23 protein-coding genes are annotated in these 20,740 nt (G+C 61.3%); 12 read left to right on the top strand and 11 right to left on the bottom strand.

Annotation, left to right across the window (positions count from 1 at the left end; all coding sequences use genetic code 11):
- Positions 1 to 27: 27 nt before the first annotated feature.
- Positions 28 to 1,194, top strand: a complete 1,167-nt coding sequence (locus tag ACCAA_RS09605) for an ABC transporter substrate-binding protein (RefSeq protein WP_186407027.1) — start codon at positions 28 to 30, stop codon at positions 1,192 to 1,194.
- Between the two features lie 41 nt (positions 1,195 to 1,235).
- Here the strand turns inward: ACCAA_RS09605 and ACCAA_RS09600 are convergent, their stop codons facing one another.
- Together ACCAA_RS09600 and ACCAA_RS09595 are read right to left on the bottom strand one after the other, a co-directional pair.
- Complete coding sequence (locus tag ACCAA_RS09600; RefSeq protein ID WP_186407026.1) at positions 1,236 to 1,760, bottom strand: FKBP-type peptidyl-prolyl cis-trans isomerase; 525 nt, start codon at positions 1,758 to 1,760, stop codon at positions 1,236 to 1,238.
- Positions 1,757 to 2,227 carry a peroxiredoxin gene (locus tag ACCAA_RS09595; RefSeq protein WP_186407025.1) on the bottom strand — a complete coding sequence of 157 codons (471 nt, stop codon included), beginning with the start codon at positions 2,225 to 2,227 and terminating at the stop codon, positions 1,757 to 1,759. Before ACCAA_RS09595 ends, ACCAA_RS09600 begins: the two co-directional genes overlap by 4 nt.
- A gap of 259 nt (positions 2,228 to 2,486) precedes the next feature.
- On the opposite strand from ACCAA_RS09595, the gene ACCAA_RS09590 reads away from it, so the two are divergent.
- Entirely contained in the window at positions 2,487 to 3,152 is a 666-nt protein-coding gene (locus tag ACCAA_RS09590) for an SIMPL domain-containing protein (protein WP_245754524.1), read from the top strand.
- 40 nt (positions 3,153 to 3,192) lie between these two features.
- On the opposite strand, the gene ftsB is transcribed toward ACCAA_RS09590, so the two are convergent.
- The 5 genes from ftsB to ACCAA_RS09565 form a co-directional block, all read right to left on the bottom strand.
- Positions 3,193 to 3,549 (bottom strand): cell division protein FtsB, encoded by a 357-nt coding sequence (gene ftsB, locus ACCAA_RS09585; protein ID WP_186407023.1) that lies wholly within the window; start codon positions 3,547 to 3,549, stop codon positions 3,193 to 3,195.
- 24 nt (positions 3,550 to 3,573) lie between these two features.
- Positions 3,574 to 4,857: a phosphopyruvate hydratase gene (gene eno / locus ACCAA_RS09580; protein ID WP_186407022.1), complete on the bottom strand. Its 1,284-nt coding sequence runs from the start codon at positions 4,855 to 4,857 to the stop codon at positions 3,574 to 3,576.
- 67 nt (positions 4,858 to 4,924) lie between these two features.
- On the bottom strand, positions 4,925 to 5,761 hold the full coding sequence (kdsA, locus tag ACCAA_RS09575; RefSeq protein WP_186407021.1) for a 3-deoxy-8-phosphooctulonate synthase: 837 nt from the start codon (positions 5,759 to 5,761) through the stop codon (positions 4,925 to 4,927).
- Positions 5,758 to 7,401: a CTP synthase gene (locus ACCAA_RS09570; RefSeq protein WP_186407020.1), complete on the bottom strand. Its 1,644-nt coding sequence runs from the start codon at positions 7,399 to 7,401 to the stop codon at positions 5,758 to 5,760. The genes kdsA and ACCAA_RS09570 overlap by 4 nt, the downstream gene beginning before the upstream one ends.
- Positions 7,402 to 7,507: 106 nt before the next feature.
- Complete coding sequence (locus ACCAA_RS09565) at positions 7,508 to 8,050, bottom strand: hydrolase (RefSeq protein WP_186407019.1); 543 nt, start codon at positions 8,048 to 8,050, stop codon at positions 7,508 to 7,510.
- A 91-nt stretch (positions 8,051 to 8,141) separates the two neighbouring features.
- On the opposite strand from ACCAA_RS09565, the gene ACCAA_RS09560 reads away from it, so the two are divergent.
- Complete coding sequence (locus tag ACCAA_RS09560) at positions 8,142 to 8,768, top strand: ankyrin repeat domain-containing protein (RefSeq protein WP_186407018.1); 627 nt, start codon at positions 8,142 to 8,144, stop codon at positions 8,766 to 8,768.
- Here the strand turns inward: ACCAA_RS09560 and fadD are convergent, their stop codons facing one another.
- Together fadD and fdxA are read right to left on the bottom strand one after the other, a co-directional pair.
- Positions 8,769 to 10,445, bottom strand: a complete 1,677-nt coding sequence (gene fadD, locus ACCAA_RS09555; RefSeq protein ID WP_186407017.1) for a long-chain-fatty-acid--CoA ligase FadD — start codon at positions 10,443 to 10,445, stop codon at positions 8,769 to 8,771. It abuts the gene before it with no gap.
- 49 nt (positions 10,446 to 10,494) lie between these two features.
- Positions 10,495 to 10,818 (bottom strand): ferredoxin FdxA, encoded by a 324-nt coding sequence (gene fdxA, locus ACCAA_RS09550; protein ID WP_186407016.1) that lies wholly within the window; start codon positions 10,816 to 10,818, stop codon positions 10,495 to 10,497.
- A 204-nt stretch (positions 10,819 to 11,022) separates the two neighbouring features.
- On the opposite strand from fdxA, the gene trxA reads away from it, so the two are divergent.
- The 4 genes from trxA (at position 11,023) to ACCAA_RS09530 (ending at position 14,907) form a co-directional block, all read left to right on the top strand.
- Entirely contained in the window at positions 11,023 to 11,349 is a 327-nt protein-coding gene (trxA, locus tag ACCAA_RS09545) for a thioredoxin TrxA (RefSeq protein WP_186407015.1), read from the top strand.
- A gap of 203 nt (positions 11,350 to 11,552) precedes the next feature.
- Entirely contained in the window at positions 11,553 to 12,809 is a 1,257-nt protein-coding gene (rho, locus tag ACCAA_RS09540) for a transcription termination factor Rho (protein WP_186407014.1), read from the top strand.
- Between the two features lie 127 nt (positions 12,810 to 12,936).
- The gene (gene rpmE, locus ACCAA_RS09535) at positions 12,937 to 13,152 is read left to right on the top strand and encodes a 50S ribosomal protein L31 (protein ID WP_186407013.1); all 216 of its coding nucleotides are present in this window, start codon (positions 12,937 to 12,939) and stop codon (positions 13,150 to 13,152) included.
- Between the two features lie 87 nt (positions 13,153 to 13,239).
- On the top strand, positions 13,240 to 14,907 hold the full coding sequence (locus ACCAA_RS09530; protein WP_186407012.1) for an ArnT family glycosyltransferase: 1,668 nt from the start codon (positions 13,240 to 13,242) through the stop codon (positions 14,905 to 14,907).
- A 33-nt stretch (positions 14,908 to 14,940) separates the two neighbouring features.
- Here ACCAA_RS09530 and orn read toward each other — a convergent pair whose 3' ends face one another.
- Entirely contained in the window at positions 14,941 to 15,486 is a 546-nt protein-coding gene (gene orn / locus ACCAA_RS09525; protein WP_186407011.1) for an oligoribonuclease, read from the bottom strand.
- A gap of 44 nt (positions 15,487 to 15,530) precedes the next feature.
- Here orn and ACCAA_RS09520 point away from each other — a divergent pair, with 44 nt between their 5' ends.
- From ACCAA_RS09520 to ACCAA_RS09500, 5 genes are all read left to right on the top strand, one after another.
- Positions 15,531 to 16,769, top strand: coding sequence for a M48 family metallopeptidase (locus ACCAA_RS09520; RefSeq protein WP_186407010.1), 1,239 nt, complete (start codon positions 15,531 to 15,533; stop codon positions 16,767 to 16,769).
- 24 nt (positions 16,770 to 16,793) lie between these two features.
- The gene (locus tag ACCAA_RS09515) at positions 16,794 to 17,135 is read left to right on the top strand and encodes a 4a-hydroxytetrahydrobiopterin dehydratase (RefSeq protein ID WP_186407009.1); all 342 of its coding nucleotides are present in this window, start codon (positions 16,794 to 16,796) and stop codon (positions 17,133 to 17,135) included.
- Positions 17,132 to 17,998 (top strand): ribosome small subunit-dependent GTPase A, encoded by an 867-nt coding sequence (rsgA, locus tag ACCAA_RS09510; RefSeq protein ID WP_186407008.1) that lies wholly within the window; start codon positions 17,132 to 17,134, stop codon positions 17,996 to 17,998. Before ACCAA_RS09515 ends, rsgA begins: the two co-directional genes overlap by 4 nt.
- A gap of 18 nt (positions 17,999 to 18,016) precedes the next feature.
- Entirely contained in the window at positions 18,017 to 18,295 is a 279-nt protein-coding gene (locus ACCAA_RS09505) for a polyhydroxyalkanoic acid system family protein (protein WP_186407007.1), read from the top strand.
- A 113-nt stretch (positions 18,296 to 18,408) separates the two neighbouring features.
- On the top strand, positions 18,409 to 19,905 hold the full coding sequence (locus ACCAA_RS09500) for a wax ester/triacylglycerol synthase family O-acyltransferase (RefSeq protein ID WP_186407006.1): 1,497 nt from the start codon (positions 18,409 to 18,411) through the stop codon (positions 19,903 to 19,905).
- Between the two features lie 25 nt (positions 19,906 to 19,930).
- Here the strand turns inward: ACCAA_RS09500 and ACCAA_RS09495 are convergent, their stop codons facing one another.
- Positions 19,931 to 20,704 (bottom strand): tetratricopeptide repeat protein, encoded by a 774-nt coding sequence (locus tag ACCAA_RS09495; protein WP_186407005.1) that lies wholly within the window; start codon positions 20,702 to 20,704, stop codon positions 19,931 to 19,933.
- Between the last annotated feature and the right edge of the window lie 36 nt (positions 20,705 to 20,740).

Below are 20,740 nucleotides of genomic sequence, written 5' to 3'. Positions count from 1 at the left end.
GACCTAGGGCACCTGGAGGACTGCACCATGAAGCTGATCACCTTGCTGCGCAACGCGCTGCTGGCCGCCGTCGAAACTGTCGCCGTCGCCATCGTGCTCACTGGTCTGGCGCCAGTGACCGTTACCGCCGGCGAACTCGTCGTTGGCCAGGTGGCTGCGCTGAGCGGCCCTTTGGCGCCGACCGGAAGCCAGATGCGCGCAGGAGTGCAGTTGTACTTCGACGCGGTCAACGCCGAGGGAGGAATTCACGGCGCCAAGCTTCGACTGGTCTCGAAGGATGACGGCTACAAGGCCGACGAGACGGTTCGACTGGCGCGAGAACTCCTGAAGGAGTCGCAGCCAGTGGCCTTCATCGGCTTCGTCGGCACCGGCAACGTCGAGGCGATGCTCGACCAGAAAGTGCTCAGTGAAGCCGGCATTCCCTTGCTTGCCGTACGCAGCGGTGCGGCATCACTGGTACGACGCAACGACCCGCTGCTATTCATGACCCGCGCCAGCTACGCTGAGGAAGTCGCCAAGATTGTCGACCAATACGTGACCACTGGCACCACCCACTTTGCCATCCTGTTCCAGGACGACGCTTTCGGCCGCGACGCGCTGGTCAGCGCTGAAACGGCGATCGGCAGTGCGGGGGGGTCACTGGTCGCCAAGGGCTCCTACGCGAAGAACACGACCGACGTCGGCGCGGCCGTCAAGACCATCGCCGCCGCCAAACCACAGGCGGTCATCATGCTCGCCAACACGGCGGCCAGCGCCGAGTTCCTCAAGCAGTCACGCGCCGCCGGGAACTTCGCGCAATATGTCGCGCTGTCGGTGACCGATGCCGCGCAGGTGGTCAAGGCGATCGGCGCCGAGCAAGCCGAGGGGCTGGTACTGACTCAGGTCGTTCCCGACCCGAACGGTCGCTCGGTTCCCCTGATTCGCGAAATACAGGACAACTTCGCGAAGTTCGCCCCGAAGGACGTGAGCGTCAATCAGACCTTCGTCGAAGGCTACCTTGGCGCCAAGGTGCTCGGCGAAGGACTGCGCCGAGCGGGCCCGAATCCAAGCCGCAAGAAACTGCGCGAGGCCCTCGAGACCATGAAGAGCTATGACGCCGGCGGCGTATTCATCAGCTTCGCGGCAAACCGACACACCGGCTCGCGCTTCGTCGACATTACCATCGTCAATCGTTCAGGCAAGCTGCTGCGCTGACGCGCCCGACACAAGCGCCACCTGCGTCTTCGCAGCGACGGTCAATCGTCGTCTTCGCAATCACCGTCGTGCATGTGCCCGTGAGTGATCTCGTCGGCTGTGGCCGGGCGAATGTCGGTCACCGTGCAGGTGAAGATCAAGGCCATTCCGGCCAGCGGATGGTTGCCATCGAGCACCACCTGGTCGTCGGCGATTTCGGTGACCCGGTAAATCAAGACGTCTTCGTCGTCGCCTTCGTCGCCTTCGTCGTCGCCGTCATCAGCGCCCTCGGGCACCCCTTCAAACTGCATGCCAACCTCGAGTTCCACAGGAAACTGGCTGCGTGGCTCGACCTGGACGAGCGCCGCATCATACTCACCGAAAGCATCGTCGGGTTGCATCTTGACCACCACCGACTGGCCGACCCCCTTTCCCTGCACGGCTTCTTCGATCAACGGAAAAATGTCATCGTAGCCACCGTGCAGATAGACGAGCGGCTCCTGACCGGCATCGACCAGATCACCATCGACGTCGGTTACGCTGTAGTCGAGCGTGACCACCGAATTTTTGACAACTTGCCTATTCATGAATTGAGTTCCTTAACCGCGCGCAGCATTTGTCGCGCGTGGCCTTTGGCGTTCACTCCGTAAAGCACGTGACGGAGAACGCCTTGTTTGTCGATGACGAAAGTGGAGCGCAGGATGCCGTATTTCGTGGCACCATCCACCTCTCTCGCCTGCCAGACACCGTACTGTTCACACGCCGTCCCCTCGGCATCCGAGAGGAGAGACACCGAAATTCCGTGCTTGTCCCGAAACTCTGCGTGCTGAATGCAGTCGTCGCGGCTGATGCCGAGGATCCTGCAGTCGAACCGCGCAAATTCATCCTCGTGATCAGAGAAATCGGTTGCCTGCAACGTACAGCACGGTGCGCCATCTCTGGGATAGAAAAAGAGAATGACATTACTCCTGCCCTGGAACTGGGCAATATCGATAAGTTCCATATCCGCATCGGGGAGGACGAACATCGGAGCTGCCTGTCCTGCTTTCAGCATGGTGCCCCCTCAAAGACCCTTCCCGATCGCACGGGAGCGAGCGGGTGAGGCAGATTCTAACCAAGCTTCCGACACCTGACCAGAAGAAAGCAACACCCGTAACACGCTACAATAGGCCAGCCACGACGCAGTCGGTGCCGCCAGGCAAGCTGTTGGCCACTAGCCGGCGAGTCGCTTGCACAGCGGGCGCCCGCTGCGAACGCAACATCGATCCGGAGAAACCATGACTTACTTGCGGTCTCTATGTCTACGACACCCCTTGTCCATCCTCGCCCTGCTCCTCGCGACACCCGTACCTGCCGCGCCGGTCGACACCGGGACGACCATCGATCTCGCCGCCGAAGCCAGTCGACCTGCAGCCAACGACCTGGCGCGGGCCACCGTCTTTGCCGAAGCCAGCGGTACGACGCCGGGCGACCTGGCCACGCGCGTCAATGGCCTGATCGCCGCGGGCCTGAAGACGGCCAGAGGATACAGCAATATCAAGGCGCAGAGTGGTGCCACCCACACCTATCCCGTCTATGCCAAGGGCAGCACGATTGAAGGCTGGCGAATGCGTTCAGACCTGACGCTGGAAACCGGCGATACGGCAGCTCTCTCCGACTTGTTGGGCAAACTCCAGACGTCGATGGGCATCGCCAACCTGATGATGCTGCCGGCGCCGGAAACCCGAAAGAAGGCCGAAAGCGAAGCCATGATCGATGCCATCGCCGCCTTCAAGTCACGCGCCAAAGTGATTGCCGACACCCTGGGCAAGCCTTACCGGATCAAACACCTAGTGATCAACAATGGTGGCCAGGCACCGCTGACCACGATGATGCGCTCGGCCGGGCTGGCCGCAGCCCAGGCAACACCGATGCCGATCGAGGCCGGCGACACCCAGATCAGCGCGACCGTCGCCGGTCAGATCGAGTTGCTCGAATAGGCCTGCAGGCGCACCAGGCAAGAACCGGCGAGGCCCGCGACTAGCGTTTTGGCGTTGGCTGCCTTGCCGGTCGGGGCGCCGCGGTGGCTTTCTCGGCGACCGGAGCGGCGATCTTCTCGGCCGCAGGTTTGTCGGCAATCTGGACAAAGATCTCGTCCTGCTTGACCATGCCGAGCTCGAAGCGAGCACGCTCCTCGATGGCATCGTAGCCCTGCTTCAGATCGCGCACTTCGGCATCGAGACCGGCGTTGCGCATCTCCAGCTTCTTGTTGGCTTCCCGCTGCTGCTGCAACTGCCGATCGACATCCCACACCCGCTGCCAGCCGCCCTTGCCCAACCACAGCGGATGCTGCAGCAGGGCGATCACGACGAGCAGCGCGACAGCAAGCCAGCGCACGGCAGCGGACCTCTACGCAGAGGATCAGGACAGATTGTAGAAGGCTTCACGGCCCGGATAACCCGCCGTATCACCGAGGTCCTCTTCGATGCGCAGCAACTGATTGTACTTGGCGATGCGATCGGAACGCGACAGCGAACCGGTCTTGATCTGCAAAGCGTTCATGCCCACGGCGATATCGGCAATGGTGCTGTCTTCGGTCTCCCCGGAACGGTGTGAAATGACCGCCGTGTAGGCCGCACGCTTGGCCATTTCGATCGCCGCAAAGGTCTCTGACAGCGTGCCGATCTGATTGATCTTGATCAGGATCGAATTGGCGATACCCTGCTTGATACCTTCCTTGAAAATGCGCGTGTTGGTAACGAAGACATCGTCACCGACGATCTGCACCCCTTTGCCGAGGCGCGTAGTGAGCACTTTCCAGCCATCCCAGTCGTTTTCGGCCATCCCGTCTTCGATCGAGACGATCGGAAAGCGATCGGCCAGATTGGCCAGATAATCGACCAGTTCGTGCGAACTCAACTGCAGATTCTCACCGCCCAGATGATAACGACCATCGCGGTACAACTCCGACGCCGCGCAGTCGAGACCGATCAACACGTCATCGCCGGGACCATAACCGGCGTTCTCGATGGCCTGGATGATCAGTTCCAGAGCTTCGGCATGGCTTCCGAGGTTGGGTGCGAAGCCACCCTCGTCGCCAACCGCCGTCGAGAAGCCTTTCTTGTGCAACAGCTTCTTCAGCGCGTGGAAGACCTCGGCACCACAGCGCAGCGCTTCGCGAAACGAATTCTGACTCACCGGCAGGATCATGAACTCCTGGAAGTCGAGACTGTTGTTGGCGTGTTCGCCGCCGTTGATGATGTTCATCATCGGCACCGGCATCTGCATCGGCCCAGAACCGCCAAAATAGCGGTAAAGCGGCAGACCCGATTCCTCGGCAGCCGCCTTGGCCACGGCCATCGAAACGGCCAGCATGGCGTTGGCACCGAGACGCGCCTTGTTATCGGTACCGTCGAGATGAATCAGCGTCTGATCGATGAACGCCTGTTCCTGTGCATCCAGGCCGATGATCGCTTCGGAAATCTCGGTGTTCACGTTCTCGACTGCTTGCAACACGCCTTTGCCCAGGTAGCGGGCGGCGTCGCCATCACGTAGTTCTATGGCTTCGCGTGAACCGGTCGATGCGCCTGAAGGCACAGCCGCACGACCCATGACGCCGGATTCGAGCAGGACGTCACATTCGACGGTAGGGTTGCCGCGCGAGTCGAGAACCTCGCGTGCGACAACATCAACGACAGAGCTCATGGTCTTTCCCTTGTCTTCAAAAATGTAAAAGTGGTCATCTCTTGACGACCCGTCGTGTCAGCAGCCATCAAGCCAGTTCCTCAAAACCGCTGCCCTTGACAACCCGGTCGAGCGCCACCAGGGTCGTCAACAGGCTCTCGATGCGCCCCAGCGGCCAACTGTTTGGCCCATCGGACAGCGCCATTTCCGGGCGAGGATGGGTTTCCATGAACAGTCCGGCGATACCCGCAGCGACCGCGGCACGCGCCAGTACCGGGATGAACTCGCGCTGCCCGCCGGAAACAGCGCCCTGCCCACCAGGCAACTGCACCGAATGCGTGGCATCGAAAACGACCGGACACCCGGTTTCGCGCATGATCGCCAGACTGCGCATGTCGGCAACGAGGTTGTGGTAGCCAAATGAAGCACCGCGCTCGCAAACCATGACCGTATCGGCACCAGCAGCGGCTTGCCTGGCCTTGGCCACCACGTTGTGCATGTCGCCCGGCGCGAGGAATTGCCCTTTCTTGATATTCACCGGCCTGCCGGCAGCGGCAACGGCGGCAATGAAATCGGTCTGACGACAGAGAAAGGCTGGCGTCTGCAGTACGTCGACCACTTCCGCCACGGCCGCGATGTCCTCTTCGCGATGCACGTCGGTGAGCACCGGAACGGCGATCTGGCGACGCACCTCGGAAAGGATCTGCAGGCCGGCGTCGACTCCCGGCCCACGCGGAGATCGACCGGAAGTGCGGTTGGCCTTGTCATAAGAGGCCTTGAAGATGTACGACACGCCGAGGCGTGTACAGACTTCCTTCACCTGCCCGGCGACCTCGAGACACAGGTCGAGCGACTCTGCCGTGCACGGGCCGGCGATCAGAAAGAGCGGTTGGTCGATACCGACCTCGAAGTGGCAGAGCTTCATGCCTTCACCTGGTACATGGCTGCCGCCTGCACGAAGGAGGTAAACAATGGATGGCCCTTGCGTGGCGACGAGGTGAACTCGGGATGAAACTGGCAACCGAGAAACCATGGATGCGCGTTCGGGCCGTCGGTCGGCAATTCGACGACTTCGCACAGATCGGTGACCGGCGCGCGTCCGGAGACCACCAACCCGTTCTCTTCGAGCTTGCCGAGCAGCGTGCTATTGACCTCATAGCGGTGGCGATGACGCTCGACGATTTCCGCCTGGCCGTAAATCGCCCGCGCCAGCGTTCCCTCGACGAGCTTGCAGCGCTGACCGCCAAGACGCATGGTGCCGCCCAGGTCGGAATTCTCGTCTCGTCTTTCGAGCCGACCCGAGGCGTCCTGCCACTCGGTAATCAAACCCACCACGGGTTGCGGAGAATCGCGGTCGAACTCGGTACTGTGGGCCGCAAGCATGCCGGCCACATGGCGGGCGAACTCGACGACGGCGAGCTGCATGCCGAGGCAGATGCCCAGGAAAGGAATCCTGTTCTCGCGGGCATGGCGAATCGCAGCGATCTTTCCCTCGGTACCCCGTCGCCCGAAACCGCCGGGGACGAGAATGGCATCCATTCCCTGCAAGACCTGGCAACCATTCCTTTCGATTTCTTCGGAATCGACGTAGCTGACCTGGACCTTGCTGCGCGTGGCAATACCGGCATGCACCAGGGCTTCGGTCAGCGACTTGTAGGATTCGGTCAGGTCGACGTATTTGCCGACAAAAGCGACGTTGACCACCCGCTCCGGGTTTTCGAGAGCGTGCACGATCGTCTTCCAGATCGTCAGATCAGCCGCCCTGGCCAGAATCCCGAGCTTGTGGCAGACAATCTCGTCGAGCATCTGGTCGTGAAGCATCGCCGGGATCTTGTAGATCGAATCCGCATCGCGGGCTTCGATCACCGCCTCGCGCTGCACATTGCAGAACAGCGCTATTTTCCGCTTGTCTTCTTCGGGAATCGGTCGATCGGTGCGACAGAGGAGAATGTCCGGCTGAATGCCGATCTCGCGAAGCTCCTTGACCGAGTGCTGCGTCGGCTTCGTTTTCAGCTCACCCGCGGTGGCAATGTAGGGCACCAGCGTCAGATGCATGTAGCAGGCGTTGCTGCGCCCTTCCTGCAGACCCATCTGGCGGATTGCTTCCAGGAATGGCAGCGACTCGATGTCACCGACCGTTCCGCCAACCTCGACAATCGCCAGATCCGCACCCTCTGCACCGCGCCTGATATGCGCCTTGATCTCGTCAGTAATGTGCGGAATCACTTGCACGGTCTTGCCCAGGTACTCTCCCCGCCGCTCCTTCTTGATCACCGAATCGTAGATCTGGCCGGTCGTGAAGTTGTTGCGCCGCTCCATGCGAGCGTTGGTGAAGCGCTCGTAGTGGCCGAGGTCGAGGTCGGTTTCGGCACCGTCCTCGGTGACGAAAACTTCGCCGTGCTGGAACGGACTCATCGTTCCGGGATCGACGTTGATGTAGGGATCGAGCTTGAGATGGGTGACTCTGATGCCGCGCGACTCGAGAATCGCTCCCAGCGACGCGGCAGCAATCCCTTTGCCGAGCGATGAAACCACGCCGCCGGTGACGAAAACGTATTTGATCATGGCAATGACTGCAGCGGGAAATCCGGATTGTAGCTGAAAACAGCCCTGCCCTGAAAACTCGACGCGACCGATAGAGATTTACCGACGGCTCCACCGCCGGCCGTGCTCAGCGAATGAACTCGCGACTGAGGTTGCGAAAAAGGTCGCTACCCGCCTGCCGTAACCACTCGAAGACGACCATTTCGCGCGACACGATATCGGCTCCGTGACTGCGCATGCGTGCCAGGGCCAAGGCCTTGTCCGCGCTTCGCCGCGACCCGACGGCATCCTCGACGACGAAGACCCGGCGACCTGCGGCGAGCAGATCGAGTACTGTCTGTAGAACGCAGACATGCGCTTCGGTGCCGGCCACGACGAACTGCGCTCGGTCGCCTCCGGGCGCTCGCCACAGGCCACCCTCGGCAACCGCCGAGAAATGGATCTTCTCGACGACGCATTGATCCGGGAGCAAGCTCCGCAAGACTGGCAAGGTTGGCCCCAGGCCTCGCGGATACTGCTCGGTGCAGATCACCGGAACGTCCAGACGCTGCGCCACTCTGGTCAGCCAGAGGCTGGCTTCAAGCACCTGCGCAGCCTCGTCGATCGCCGGCTGAAGACGCTCCTGCAAATCGACCAGCAACAGGGCGGAACGATCAAGATGGATCAGCATGACTGCAACCTCCAGGCAACCAACGGTAGTCGTCAGCAGCGATGTTAATATGCGCGAGGCCAGCCGCCAAGCGTAGAGGAGAACTTCTCAGATGAATACAGCCGTATCTCGCGTCACGCTGATTGCCATTGCCCTCTTGTCGTTGGCCCTGAGCGCCTGCGACAAGGCACCTGAGAGCACGGCCAGCACGACAAAACAACTGCCCCCTGCACCACCGCCCACCGCCGACACCCCGACGGCCAGTTCTCCGCTGGCACGAGCGGCAAGCCGCGGCGATCTGGCCGAGATCAAGACGCTGCTCGAAGGCGGCGCCGAGGTCAACGTCACCGACGCGCTGGGCAGAACGCCACTCCACATGGCAGCCTTCTATGGCCGCACCAAGGTATCCGAGTTCCTGCTCATCAGTGGTGCGCGCATCGATGCCCGAGATCGCATTGGAATGGCGCCCTTGCACGCGGCAGTGCTGGTCGGTGCCAAGCAGGAGATCGAACTGCTGCTCGACAGGAAAGCCGATGTGAACGCGACCACCGATGCCGGCCAGACGCCCCTCCATCTGGCTGCCGCGACGGGTCAGCCAAGAATCTCGCGAGTGCTCATTGAACATGGAGCCAATCCACGGAGCGAGGACAAACACGGAAAAACGCCGATCTTCTACGCTGCGCGCAACAAGCATCCTGTGACCACCGAATACCTGCAGCAGTATGCCGCCAAGAATTGATCAGCCCTGCTTGAGCGCCTCGTCGCGCAGTTCGCGGCGCAGGATCTTGCCGACGTTGGTTTTCGGCAAGTCGGTGCGGAACTCGACCTGTCCGGGCACCTTGTAGCCGGTCAGATGTTCCCGACAATGGGCGATCAGCGCCTCGGCAGTGAGCGCTGGGTCCTTCTTGACGACGAAAATCTTGACCGCCTCGCCCGACTTGTCGTGCGGCACGCCCACTGCGGCGACTTCCAGCACGCCGGGATGCTGGGCGACGACATCCTCGACCTCGTTCGGGTAAACATTGAATCCGGACACCAGAATCATGTCCTTCTTCCGGTCGACGATGCGCACGTAGCCTCTTTCGTCCATCACCGCAATGTCGCCGGTCAATAGAAAGCCGTCGGCCATGATGACCTTGGCTGTCTCTTCAGGTCGGTTGTAGTAACCCTTCATCACCTGCGGACCACGAATGCAGAGTTCACCGCGCTCGCCCAGAGGAACATCAGTGCCCGCGTCATCGCGAATGACCACCTCGGTCGACGAGATTGGCACGCCAATCGCACCGGTGTACTCGGGAATGTCGAGCGGATTGATGGTCGCCGCCGGCGAGGTTTCGGTCAGACCATAGGCCTCGATCAGTGGCTTGCCGGTCACCTGTTTCCATTTCTCGGCAACCGCTTTTTGCACGGCCATGCCACCACCGAGAGTCACCTTGAGCCGGCTGAAGTTGAGTGCGCAAAAGGCATCGCTATTGAGCAGGGCGTTGAACAGGGTGTTGACGCCGGTGATCACCGTAAACGGGTACTTGCCCAATTCCGCGACGAAGCCCGGAATGTCGCGAGGGTTGGTAATCAGCAGGTTGCTGGCGCCGATCTTGAAGAAGGTGAAACAGTTCGCCGTCAAGGCGAAGATGTGGTATAGCGGCAACGCCGTGACGACCATGTGCTGCTCGCTGCCCAGTGCCGGCTGGATCCAGGCATGCGCCTGTGCCAGATTGGCAAGGATGTTGCGATGGATCAGCATCGCGCCTTTCGAGAGTCCGGTCGTGCCACCCGTGTACTGCAGGAAAGCGAGGTCGTCCGGCGTCACCTTGACCGACTTCAACTCGGCGGAGGCACCCTTGGCGAGCGCCGTCCGAAAATTGACCGCGCGCGGCAGGCTCCAGGCCGGGACCATCTTTTTGACATACTTGACGACGAAATTGACGACGGCACCTTTTGGAAAACCGAGCATGTCCCCCAGGCGAGCCATGACGACATGCTTGACCGGCGTCCTGGCGAGCACCTGCTCGAGGGTGACGGCGAAATTCTCCAGAATGACGATGACTTCGGCACCAGAGTCCTTCAGTTGATGCTCCAGTTCGCGTGGTGTGTACAACGGGTTGACGTTGACCACCACATAACCCGCACGCAGGGCGCCAAAAATCGAGATCGGGTACTGAAGGACGTTGGGCATCATGATCGCCACGCGGGCACCCAGCGGCAGCTTGAGGACCGACTGCAGATAGGCGGCGAAATCGCGTGAAAGCTTGTCGAGTTCGCCGTACGTCAGTTCGATGCCCATGTTGATATAGGCCACCCGATCGCGGTACTGCGTCACGCTTTTCTCGAATAATTCACCAAGCGACTGAAATTCGTGTACGTCAATCTCGGCGGGAACGCCTTTCTGATAGCTCTTTAGCCAGATCTTGTCCACCTGCTCTCCTCTTTAGTCGTCTGTTATGAGTTTCACCGCCCCTACGGGCTCACCGCGCGAGGAACTGCAGCTTGTCGGGCTTGTTGTTCCATTCCTCCGCGTCAGCCGGTGGCTCCTTGCGTTCGACGATCGTCGGCCAGCCTTTGGCCAACTGCGCATTGAGTGCGATGAAGGCGCGCTGCGTATCCGGCACATCGTCCTCGGCGTAAATCGCCTCTGCCGGACACTCCGGAACACACAGGGTACAATCGATGCACTCATCAGGGTCGATCACCAGGAAATTCGGACCCTCGTGGAAGCAGTCGACGGGACAGACATCGACACAGTCCGTGAATTTACATTTGATGCAGTTCTCAGTAACGACGTAGGCCATTGTCTCGATTCGGAAATGTGGAACGTAGATGACTATAGCGCATTTGCTGCCTGCGAGACAAACCGGCGGCTTCCCTTGCAGCGATTTTTTCGCTAGCATAGCGAAGCTGGCTGAACAGGCACGCGGCTAGGATTTCAGTCAACTCGCCGCTCCACCCGCATCCGCCACGCATCCCATCCCAGTTCCCGCGAGAGGCTTTCTTAAATGAGCGAACACATCCATCACGTTTCGGACGATAGTTTCGGCGCCGATGTACTGCAATCGGACCAGCCGGTTCTCGTTGATTACTGGGCCGAATGGTGCGGCCCGTGCAAGATGATTGCACCCCTCCTTGAGGACATCGCCACTGACTACGCCGGCCGGCTGAAAGTGGCCAAGTTGAACATCGACGACAACCAGAAGACGCCGGCCAGCTACGGCATTCGCGGCATTCCGACCTTGATGCTGTTCAAGAATGGCAATGTCGAAGCGACCAAGGTCGGCGCGCTGTCCAGGTCGCAACTGATCACCTTTATTGACAGCAACCTCTAAAGTCGTTAACCTCAGCCTGCAGGTTCGATGGGTGCCGCACCTGACCCATCGCACATCAAGAGCCAGCGCAGACTCTTCAGGCATCCTCTCCCTGCAGCAAGCCCCGCCCGCTCCCACGGCACTTCCCCAGCACGTGTTCCATACGCGTTAGCGCGCGGCCCGTCTGGCTCTTCCCTGGTTTTTCCCTTCCTCGTCTCCAGCACATGCACTTATCCGAACTCAAGGCACTTCATGTAAGCCAGCTTCTCGACATGGCCATCACCAACAATGTCGAGGGCGCAAACCGACTGCGCAAACACGAATTGATTTTCGCGCTACTCAAAAATCAGGCCCGGAAAGGCGAGAGCATCTTTGGCGACGGCACGCTGGAAACGCTGTCCGACGGTTTCGGCTTCCTGCGCTCACCCGACACCTCCTACCTCGCCAGCACCGACGACATCTACGTCAGCCCAAGCCAGATCCGGCGTTTCAACCTCCACACCGGCGACACTATCGAAGGCGAAATCCGCACACCCAAGGATGGCGAACGCTATTTTGCGCTGGTCAAGGTTGACAAGATCAACGGCGAAGCACCCGAGGCGTCGAAGAACAAGATTCTCTTCGAGAACCTGACCCCGCTGCACCCCGCCGAGCACATGAAACTCGAGCGTGACATCCGGGGTGAAGAGAACATCACCAGCCGCATAATCGACATCATCGCGCCAATCGGCAAGGGGCAGCGTGGCCTGCTCGTCGCCAGCCCGAAGAGTGGCAAGACCGTGATGATGCAACACATCGCACACGCGATCACTACCAACCATCCGGACGTCACGGTCATCGTCCTGTTGATCGATGAACGGCCCGAGGAAGTCACCGAGATGACCCGCTCGGTGCGTGGCGAGGTGGTTGCCTCGACGTTTGACGAACCGGCGACGCGCCATGTACAAGTGGCCGAGATGGTCATTGAAAAAGCCAAGCGACTGATCGAACACAAGCGCGACGTGGTCATCCTGCTCGACTCGATCACGCGCCTGGCGCGCGCATACAACACCGTGCAGCCGGCCTCCGGAAAGGTCCTGACCGGCGGTGTCGACGCCAATGCGCTACAAAAGCCAAAACGTTTCTTTGGTGCCGCGCGAAACATCGAGGAGGGAGGTTCGCTGACCATCATCGCCACCGCGCTGATTGATACCGGCAGCCGCATGGACGACGTGATCTACGAAGAGTTCAAGGGAACCGGGAACATGGAAATCCACCTCGATCGCCGCATGGCCGAGAAGCGGGTATACCCGGCGATCAACGTCAACCGCTCGGGCACCCGCCGAGAAGAACTTCTGCTCAAGCCCGACGTTCTGCAAAAAATGTGGGTCCTGCGCAAGTTGCTCTACAACATGGATGATCTCGAAGCGATGGAGTTTTTGCTCGACAAGATCAAGGCCACCAAGAACAACGCCGAGTTTTTCGACTCCATGCGCCGGTGATCACGTCGTGCACGATTGCAGAGCAGAGGAAAATCGCCGATAATCGCGGTCGTTCTCATGGCATTGCCTTCCGGTCGTCGATTGTTGACCATGGACGGACTGATCTAACATACAGGAAAAGTACCAGATGAAAGCCAACGCACACCCCGCATACAACGAGATCATGGTGACCTGCTCCTGCGGCAACACCTTCACCACGCGTTCGACGATGAAGAAAGCGCTGCATGTCGAAGTGTGCGCGGCCTGCCATCCTTTTTACACCGGCAAGCAAAAGATCATCGATACCGCTGGCCGCGTCGAAAAGTTCAACCAGAAGTACGGCGCGATTCGCAAGTCGGCTTAACCGATCCGCAAGGTCGACAGAAAAGGCAGCCCCATGGCTGCCTTTTTCGTTTCGTTCCACACAGGCCAGTGCAGCGCAACTTTCCAGATGCCAGATCAGCCGGAGCGTGCCCGCTTCAACGGGATGCCACTGCCGCCTAGCGGTTGGGCCCTGGCGGCGCTGCTCGCCCTCTATATTTTTACCGGACTGATCGGCCACGACCCGTGGAGAAGTGACGACGCCGTCACTATCGGCGTCGTCCACAGCATCGTCTCGAACGGCGACTGGTTGGCCCTCAGTCTGGCCGGCAACCCCTACCCGGACGCTCCCCTTTACTACTGGATGGCTGCCGCCTGCGGCCACCTGTTCTCCTGGCTCTTGCCGGTGCATGAGGGGGCACGCCTGGCCAGCGGTGCCTGCACTCTGCTGGCGCTCACTTTCACCCTCCTCGCTGCACGAGAACTACACGGCCGCGAGCAGGCGCCGGCGGCTCCCCTTTTGCTGGCCGGCAGTATTGGCTTCCTTTTTCACGCGCACGAGGCGCAACCCATGCTAGCCGCCCTGACTGCGCACACGGCTGCCTACTGGGGACTGACCCTGCTCGACAGGCGACCGCTGCGCGGCGCTTGTGTCTTTGGTTCAGCGCTTGGCCTGGGCTTCCTGGCCAACGGCCTGGCGCCCATGCTCCCGCTGCTACCGGTAGCCGCCTATGTCGTCTGGCGATCCGAAAACCGTCAACAATCCGCGCTGATGCTGCTCGGCTCGCTGCTCCTGGGCGGCGCGCTTTCCGGCGCCTGGCTGGCCGCCTTGTTCGCCGCGTCACCCGAATATCTGCAAGCATTCTGGCAGGAGGAGTCAGCCCAACTTGGCGACAATTCGGCACCCCTGCTCAGTCTGTGGCGCTTCCTGATGATGCTCACCTGGTACGCATGGCCAGCCCTCCCTCTGGCCGGCTGGACACTCTGGGCAAAGAGGCGCCAATTGGCCACACGACCGCTGGCCCTGCCGATTTTCGCCTTTCTGACCACCTGGGTCGGCATCAGCTTTTGCTTTGCCGCACGCAGTGCGCCGGCCTTGCTGCTGCTGCCGCCACTGGTTCTACTTGCCGTTCCCGGCGCGACATCGCTGCGACGCGGTGCAGCAAACGCATTCGACTGGTTCGGCATGATCACTTTCAGCTTCTTCGCGCTCCTCGTCTGGATCGGCTGGAGCGCCCTCGTATTCGGCTGGCCGGAAAGGCTGGCGCGGCAGGCCGCTCGACTCGAACCAGGGTTCAGCGGCCAGTTCAACGGCTTCGCGGTCAGCTTCGCGCTACTGGGAAGCATCGCCTGGTGCTGGCTGATTGCCACCACGCCACGCTCGCCAATGCGTGGGATCATGCACTGGATGGCGGGTCTGACTTTGTTCTGGCTGTTGATTGCAGCGCTCTGGATGCCCTGGATCGACTACGGAAAAACGTACCGTCCGCTCTCGGCTGCGCTGGCCAGCGCCTTGCCTGAGCAGTATGGCTGCATCGCCGGCGCCAACGTCGCCGACTCGATTCTCGCCTCGCTCGACTATTTCGAAGGCATACGGACGGTGGCGGCAAGGTCCGCTGCCGGCAGGAACTGCGCCTGGCTGCTGACGCTCGGCCCGGCCAGGGAGGGCAGCGCCAGAGCGGCTAACGGCTGGCGGAAAGTCTGGGAAGGAGGACGTCCCAGCGATCGCCACGACCACGAGAAGCTGCAGCTCTACCGGCGTGAGGCAAAAAAGGGAGCGTCAAAACCAGAGCGGTGAGGGTGCTTTGCCGGCACTTGGCCGGCCGCCTGGCTAGAGCCTGATGAAGTGCTCGCGATAGTATTTCAGTTCGGCAATCGACTCACGGATGTCGGCGAGTGCGCTGTGCTCCGCCCGCTTGACAAAGCCCTTCGCGACCTCTGGCTTCCAGCGCCGACACAACTCCTTCAGCGTACTCACGTCAAGGTTGCGGTAGTGGAACCAGGACTCGAACTGCGGCATGTACCTGACCATGAAGCGACGATCCTGGCCGACCGAGTTGCCGCACAGGGGGCTGGCAGACTGCGGAACGTAGGCCTGCACGAAGGCCAGCGCCGCCGCTTCGACCGCCGCCTCATCGAGCGTCGAGGCCCTGACCCGATCAATCAGGCCGGAGCGGCCATGCGTCTTGCGATTCCACTCATCCATCGCCTCAAGGCAGGAATTCTCCTGGCGGACCACCCAGACCGGTGATTCGGCCATCGTCGCCAACTGGTTATCGGTGACGATGATTGCCAATTCTATGATGCGATCGCGGTCAGGTTCGAGGCCGGTCATTTCCATGTCCAGCCAAACAAGGTAATTGGCATCCTGTGTCATATAATCGGCATCAACCTTCAAAAGTAGTATTGTGTCACACGCTCATGCTCCCTACCTTTTCTCTTGCATTTCTTGCCGCGCTGCTGCTGATGGTCGCCGTTCGTCTCTGGCTGGCCCAGCGGCAGATTTCGCACGTCATCGCCCACCGGGCAACCGTACCTGACAAATTTGCCGATCGTATTGAACTTGGCACCCATCAGAAGGCCGCTGACTACACCGTCGCACGCACCCGCTTCGGCCGTGCCGGTCTTGCCGTCGAAGTGGCCGTTTTGCTTGCCCTCACGCTCGGCGGCGGTCTGCAGTTGCTGCACAACTTCTGGACCATGCGACTCGACGGTCTGCCCTACGGCGTGGCGCTGATCTTCAGCGTCATCGCGATTTCTGCGCTCGTTGATTTGCCGCTCGCCCTCTACCATCGCTTCGTCATCGAAGAAAAATTCGGCTTCAACCGCATGACCTTCAAGCTTTTTGTCAGCGACCTCCTGAAGCAGGCGGCGCTTGGCCTGATCATCGGCACGCCGGCGCTGCTCGCCGTGCTCTGGCTGATGGCGAAAATGGGCAGCCTGTGGTGGCTCTACGTATGGCTCTTCTGGTGCGCCTTCAATCTGCTCATCCTGTTCATCTACCCGACCTGGATCGCGCCGCTGTTCAACAAGTTCGCCCCGCTCGACGACCTCGAACTCAGGACGCGCGTCGAGGCATTGCTCGCCCGCTGCGGCTTCACCACCTCGGGGCTCTTCGTGATGGATGGTTCGACGCGTTCGAGCCACGGCAACGCCTACTTTACCGGCTTCGGCAGAACGAAACGCATCGTCTTCTTCGACACGCTGCTTGGCCGTCTGCAAGCGGTTGAGGTGGAAGCCGTCCTGGCGCACGAACTGGGGCACTTCAAGCACCGCCACGTCGTCAAGCGCATCGTCATGCTCTTTACCCTATCGCTCGGTTTCCTCGCCGTGCTCGGCCAACTGATCGATGCGCCCTGGTTCTATCAAGGACTGGGCGTTGATAGCCGGAACACGGCGCTCGGACTGCTCCTCTTCTTTCTCGCCGGACCTGTTTTCACCTTCCTGCTGACGCCATTGCCGAGCCTTTTGTCACGCCGCGACGAGTTTGCAGCCGACCGTTATGCCGCCCGACATGCCTCGGCAGAAAGTCTGGTCACCGCCCTGGTCAAACTGTACGAAGACAACGCCGCTACCCTGACGCCCGACCCGCTGCACTCGCTGTTCTACGATTCGCATCCACCCGCCGCCCTGCGCATCGCTCGCCTGCAGACGGCGTGACTCGCCCACGGGAGACTCCTGACCATGACCACCGAACCGGCACTTGCCCTTGAACATTGCCGACCCCTGCGCGGCAGCGAACACCTGCTCGACCTGGCGCGCGCCTCTGCCCTGCTCGGCTGCCTGCCTGGCTGGCGAATTGCCGAAGCAGGCGTCCTGCAGAAGGACTTCACCTTTGCCAGCTACGCCGCCACCCTGCTCTTCGTCAACACGGTCGCCGGACTGGCTGAACGCGAAGACCACCACCCGGATCTCGAAGTCGGCTATGGCCGCGTCAAGGTCAGTTACAGCACGCATGACGTGGGCGGCCTGTCGCGCAACGACTTCATCTGCGCAGCCAAGATCGAGGCACTGGCAGCCATTTGAAAGTCGCGGGCACCGTCGTCGCCGCCTACGGACGGCAATACCGAGTCGAGGTGGCCGAAGGCGAGACGCTGCTCTGCTTTCCGCGCGGCAAGAAAAGCGAACTGGCCTGCGGCGATCAGGTCATCGTGGAGCAAACGAGTGCCGACCAGGGCGTGATCAGCGCACTCGAAGCGCGCACAACGCTGCTCTATCGCTCGGACCACTTCAAGCAGAAGCTAATCGCCGCCAACGTCACGCAAATAATCATCGTCGTCGCCACCGAACCGCCATTTTCAGACGAGTTGATCACGCGCTGCACGGTCGCCGCCGAAAATCAGGGGATCAAGGCTCTGATCGTGCTCAACAAGTGCGACCTGACCGACCGCGTCGCAGCGGCCAGCGCAGCGCTGGCCCAGTTCGAATCGCTCGGCTACCGGGTAGTCAAGCTCTGCGCGCGCCACGAGAGCGCTCTCCTGTTGCCTCATCTGGCGCAGCAGACCAGTCTCCTGATTGGCCAGTCCGGAATGGGCAAATCGACCCTGACCAACGCCCTGGTCCCCTACGCCAGGGCGCCCACCCGAGAGATTTCTCAGGCGCTCAACGCCGGCAAGCACACCACGACGCATGCCAGGCTTTATCGCCTCGGCGCCATGACGTCGCTGATCGACTCACCCGGACTGATGGCCTTCGGCCTGCACCATCTGTCGGCAGAAGACCTTGCGCAGGCCTTTCCCGAACTCCGCCCGCTGCTCGGCGAGTGCCGCTTCCGCAACTGCCGGCACGACCGCGAACCCGATTGCCGCGTGCAGGCCGCACTCCGCGAAGGCGCCATCGACCCGCGCCGCTATGCGGCTTTCCGTTCACTCTGTGCCGAAATCGGCTAACCCCACAGGACCCTTCCGATGAGCGACATCACCATTCGCCGCCAGCACGGCAAACCCCGCGCCGACGCGCGCGCCTCGGCCGAACACATGGCCGCCGAGTTGAAGGAAGAGTTCGACCTGGACTACGCCTGGAACGGCGATGTCATGCGCTTCAAGCGCCCGGGTGTGAGCGGCGAATTGTCGCTCGACGACAGCGAAGTCGCCCTGAACATCCGGCTCGGCTTCCTGCTGTTCGCGCTCAAGCCAGCCATAGAGCGCGAAATACACCGCTTCTTCGACGAAAATTTCCCGGCTTGAGCGACCCCGGCAGGGGTCGCTTCAGCGCGCTTTCAGATCATCGACCAGGGCAATGTACTGCTGAAATGGGCTGCTATTATAGGGGCTTGACACTTCTCCGGGGAGCAAACGCAATGAGCTCGCGCGAAAGAATTTCCCACGTCGACACCGCCTGGCTGCGCATGGACCGGCCCGAGAACCTGATGCAGATCCTTGGCGTCATGCTCTTCAAGGGCCGCATCGACGCCGAGCGCTTCAAGCGTACGGTCGCTTCCCGCTTGCTGCGTTACCGGCGCTTCCGCCAGATCGCAATGCAGGATTCCGACGGCGCCTGGTGGGTCGATGATCCTGACTTCGACGTCGACGCTCACCTGCGCCATTCGCTGCTCCCGGCGCCCGCCGGCAAACCCGAGCTGCAGAAGTTCGTTGCTGAAATGGCCGCCACGCCGCTCAATCCGGCGCGCCCGCGCTGGGAATTCAACCTCGTCGAGACCGCCGGCCGGAACTCGGCGCTGGTCGTCCGCATCCACCACGCGATTGCCGACGGCATCGCCCTGATCGGGGTCATCAACTCGCTTACCGACGGGCAGATCGACGCCCCCGAGGATGGCGGACTGGCAGCAGGGGAAAGTACTGCCGCCCCGGCCGGCGACCATGCCGACGACGATGGCGAAGCCGATGGCAGCGACGTTTTCTGGCGAACGATCTTCACTCCGCTGAGCGACTTCGCGCTGACCTCGATCCGTGTCGGCGGCCATCTCTGGGGCCACTACCTCGGCCTGCGCAATGATCCCGGTACGGTCCTCGACTACGCGCGCGTCGCCGGCGCGATCGCCCAGGAAGTGAGCCAACTGGCGCTATTGCCCGCCGACAGCGCGACGCGTTTCAAAGGCAAGGCCGGCACGGTCAAGCGCGTTTCCTGGTCCGAGCCGATCTCGCTGGCCGACATCAAGGCCGTCGGCAAGGTACTCGGCTGCTCGGTGAACGACACGCTGCTCTCGTCGGTCGCCGGCGCCCTGCGTGGCTACCTGGCGGCCAGAGGCGACCCGCTGGGCGCGGCGAGGATTCGCGTCATGGTGCCGGTAAATCTGCGTCCACCCGGCGACGTCGAGGAACTCGGCAACCGCTTTGGCCTCGTCGCCCTCGAACTGCCGATCGGCATCGAAAACCCGTTGGCCAGACTCTACGCGACGCGCGCCGGAATGGCCGCGCTGAAGGGATCGCATCAGGCGATGCTGACCTTCTCTCTGCTCGGCGCCGCCGGCATGGCGCCCCGCTTCGTACAGGACAAGGTGCTCAGGCTGCTCGCCGACAAGACGACAGCCGTAATGACCAACGTCCCCGGCTTTGCACAGCCTCGCTTCTTTGCCGGCAGCAGGATCGTCGAGCAAATGGCCTGGGTGCCGCAGGCCGGCGACATCGGCATGGGCGTGAGCATTCTGTCGTACAACGGCCGCGTGCAATTCGGCCTGATCACCGACAGGAACCGGGTCGACGATCCCGAGCGCATCGTCGCCCGCTTCGCCGACGAGTTTGAAAAACTACTCTGGCTAGTTCTGCTGGAACCTTGGGATCGACTGGGTTTCCCGCAAGTCGTCGAGGAAGACCTGTCGGCCATGAGTCGGGTTTGATGTCGCGCTCATGGCAAATTTCCAGTCAGTCCGCCAGTTCAGCCTTCGCGGCCTCAACGTCCAGACGTTCCATCGCGTCCATCGGCGCCAGCGCTGCCGCCTCCTGATAGAGACGCTCGGCGTCCTTCATCCTGGCCTTGCCGAACATCATCACCAGGGCGTTGGCATACTCGATGCGGGTGATCGCGGAGTCGGGGTTGAGTTTCATGGCCGCTTCGAGAAGCTCGTTGCCGGTGCTCTTCTTGGCGCCATAGGTCAGCCCGCCGACCAGCGCGCCGACCTTGTCGATCACCTCGGCGTGATAGGCGCCAAGAGCCACCTGCGCGTCGACGTGCCTGGGCTCGATCTCGATGGCCTGGGTCAGGCTGTGTTTGATCTTGCCACCGAGGCCCTGCGCCAGCGCTTTGACCACCGAGATGCTCTGGCTGTAACGACCCAGCGCGAAGGCATGGAGATACCAGGCATTGGCGTCGCGTGGCGTCTTTTCCTGCTGCTCCTCACAACGCTGCGCGACCTCCAGCAGCAGCTTGCACTTGCGCGAGTCATCGGATTCGAGGTAACTGGCATAGATCGTGGCGGCCTTGTTGGCCGCGTTGTAACCGCCCATACCGCAGGCCAGCCCGGAGTCTACGGCCTGGCCGAAATCGCCGGAATGATAACTGCGCCAGGCTTCCTGGACCTTCGCATTGGCGGGAAAAGGCTCGCAGTCGCCGCGATGCAGGCGGGCCCAGTTCTTTTCCAGCGCCGCGCCCGGATAGCGGTAGGCCTGGTTGGGATAGGGAAATTCTTTCCACGCCATCGGTTTTCCTCAATAGGTTTGTGTTCGTGAAGAAAA

Source organism: Candidatus Accumulibacter aalborgensis, from assembly GCF_900089955.1.
Classification (GTDB): Bacteria; Pseudomonadota; Gammaproteobacteria; order Burkholderiales; family Rhodocyclaceae; genus Accumulibacter; species Accumulibacter aalborgensis.
The sequence above is the reverse complement of the archived record's forward strand: the minus strand, read 5'-3'. Positions and strand labels throughout refer to the sequence as shown.

Bases quoted from the DNA above. Each gene is read 5' to 3' on its own strand.
- orn (WP_186407011.1), bottom strand. From the start codon at position 15,486: ATGACACAGGATGCCAATTACCTTGTTTGGCTGGACATGGAAATGACC.
- eno (WP_186407022.1), bottom strand. From the start codon at position 4,857: ATGAGCTCTGTCGTTGATGTTGTCGCACGCGAGGTTCTCGACTCGCGC.
- ACCAA_RS09605 (WP_186407027.1), top strand. From the start codon at position 28: ATGAAGCTGATCACCTTGCTGCGCAACGCGCTGCTGGCCGCCGTCGAA.
- rho (WP_186407014.1), top strand. From the start codon at position 11,553: ATGCACTTATCCGAACTCAAGGCACTTCATGTAAGCCAGCTTCTCGAC.
- ACCAA_RS09565 (WP_186407019.1), bottom strand. From the start codon at position 8,050: ATGCTGATCCATCTTGATCGTTCCGCCCTGTTGCTGGTCGATTTGCAG.
- ACCAA_RS09600 (WP_186407026.1), bottom strand. From the start codon at position 1,760: ATGAATAGGCAAGTTGTCAAAAATTCGGTGGTCACGCTCGACTACAGC.
- ACCAA_RS09500 (WP_186407006.1), top strand. From the start codon at position 18,409: ATGAGCTCGCGCGAAAGAATTTCCCACGTCGACACCGCCTGGCTGCGC.
- kdsA (WP_186407021.1), bottom strand. From the start codon at position 5,761: ATGAAGCTCTGCCACTTCGAGGTCGGTATCGACCAACCGCTCTTTCTG.
- ACCAA_RS09495 (WP_186407005.1), bottom strand. From the start codon at position 20,704: ATGGCGTGGAAAGAATTTCCCTATCCCAACCAGGCCTACCGCTATCCG.
- ACCAA_RS09505 (WP_186407007.1), top strand. From the start codon at position 18,017: ATGAGCGACATCACCATTCGCCGCCAGCACGGCAAACCCCGCGCCGAC.
- fdxA (WP_186407016.1), bottom strand. From the start codon at position 10,818: ATGGCCTACGTCGTTACTGAGAACTGCATCAAATGTAAATTCACGGAC.
- ACCAA_RS09570 (WP_186407020.1), bottom strand. From the start codon at position 7,401: ATGATCAAATACGTTTTCGTCACCGGCGGCGTGGTTTCATCGCTCGGC.
- rpmE (WP_186407013.1), top strand. From the start codon at position 12,937: ATGAAAGCCAACGCACACCCCGCATACAACGAGATCATGGTGACCTGC.
- ACCAA_RS09560 (WP_186407018.1), top strand. From the start codon at position 8,142: ATGAATACAGCCGTATCTCGCGTCACGCTGATTGCCATTGCCCTCTTG.
- trxA (WP_186407015.1), top strand. From the start codon at position 11,023: ATGAGCGAACACATCCATCACGTTTCGGACGATAGTTTCGGCGCCGAT.
- ACCAA_RS09520 (WP_186407010.1), top strand. From the start codon at position 15,531: ATGCTCCCTACCTTTTCTCTTGCATTTCTTGCCGCGCTGCTGCTGATG.
- ACCAA_RS09530 (WP_186407012.1), top strand. From the start codon at position 13,240: ATGCCAGATCAGCCGGAGCGTGCCCGCTTCAACGGGATGCCACTGCCG.
- ACCAA_RS09595 (WP_186407025.1), bottom strand. From the start codon at position 2,227: ATGCTGAAAGCAGGACAGGCAGCTCCGATGTTCGTCCTCCCCGATGCG.
- ACCAA_RS09515 (WP_186407009.1), top strand. From the start codon at position 16,794: ATGACCACCGAACCGGCACTTGCCCTTGAACATTGCCGACCCCTGCGC.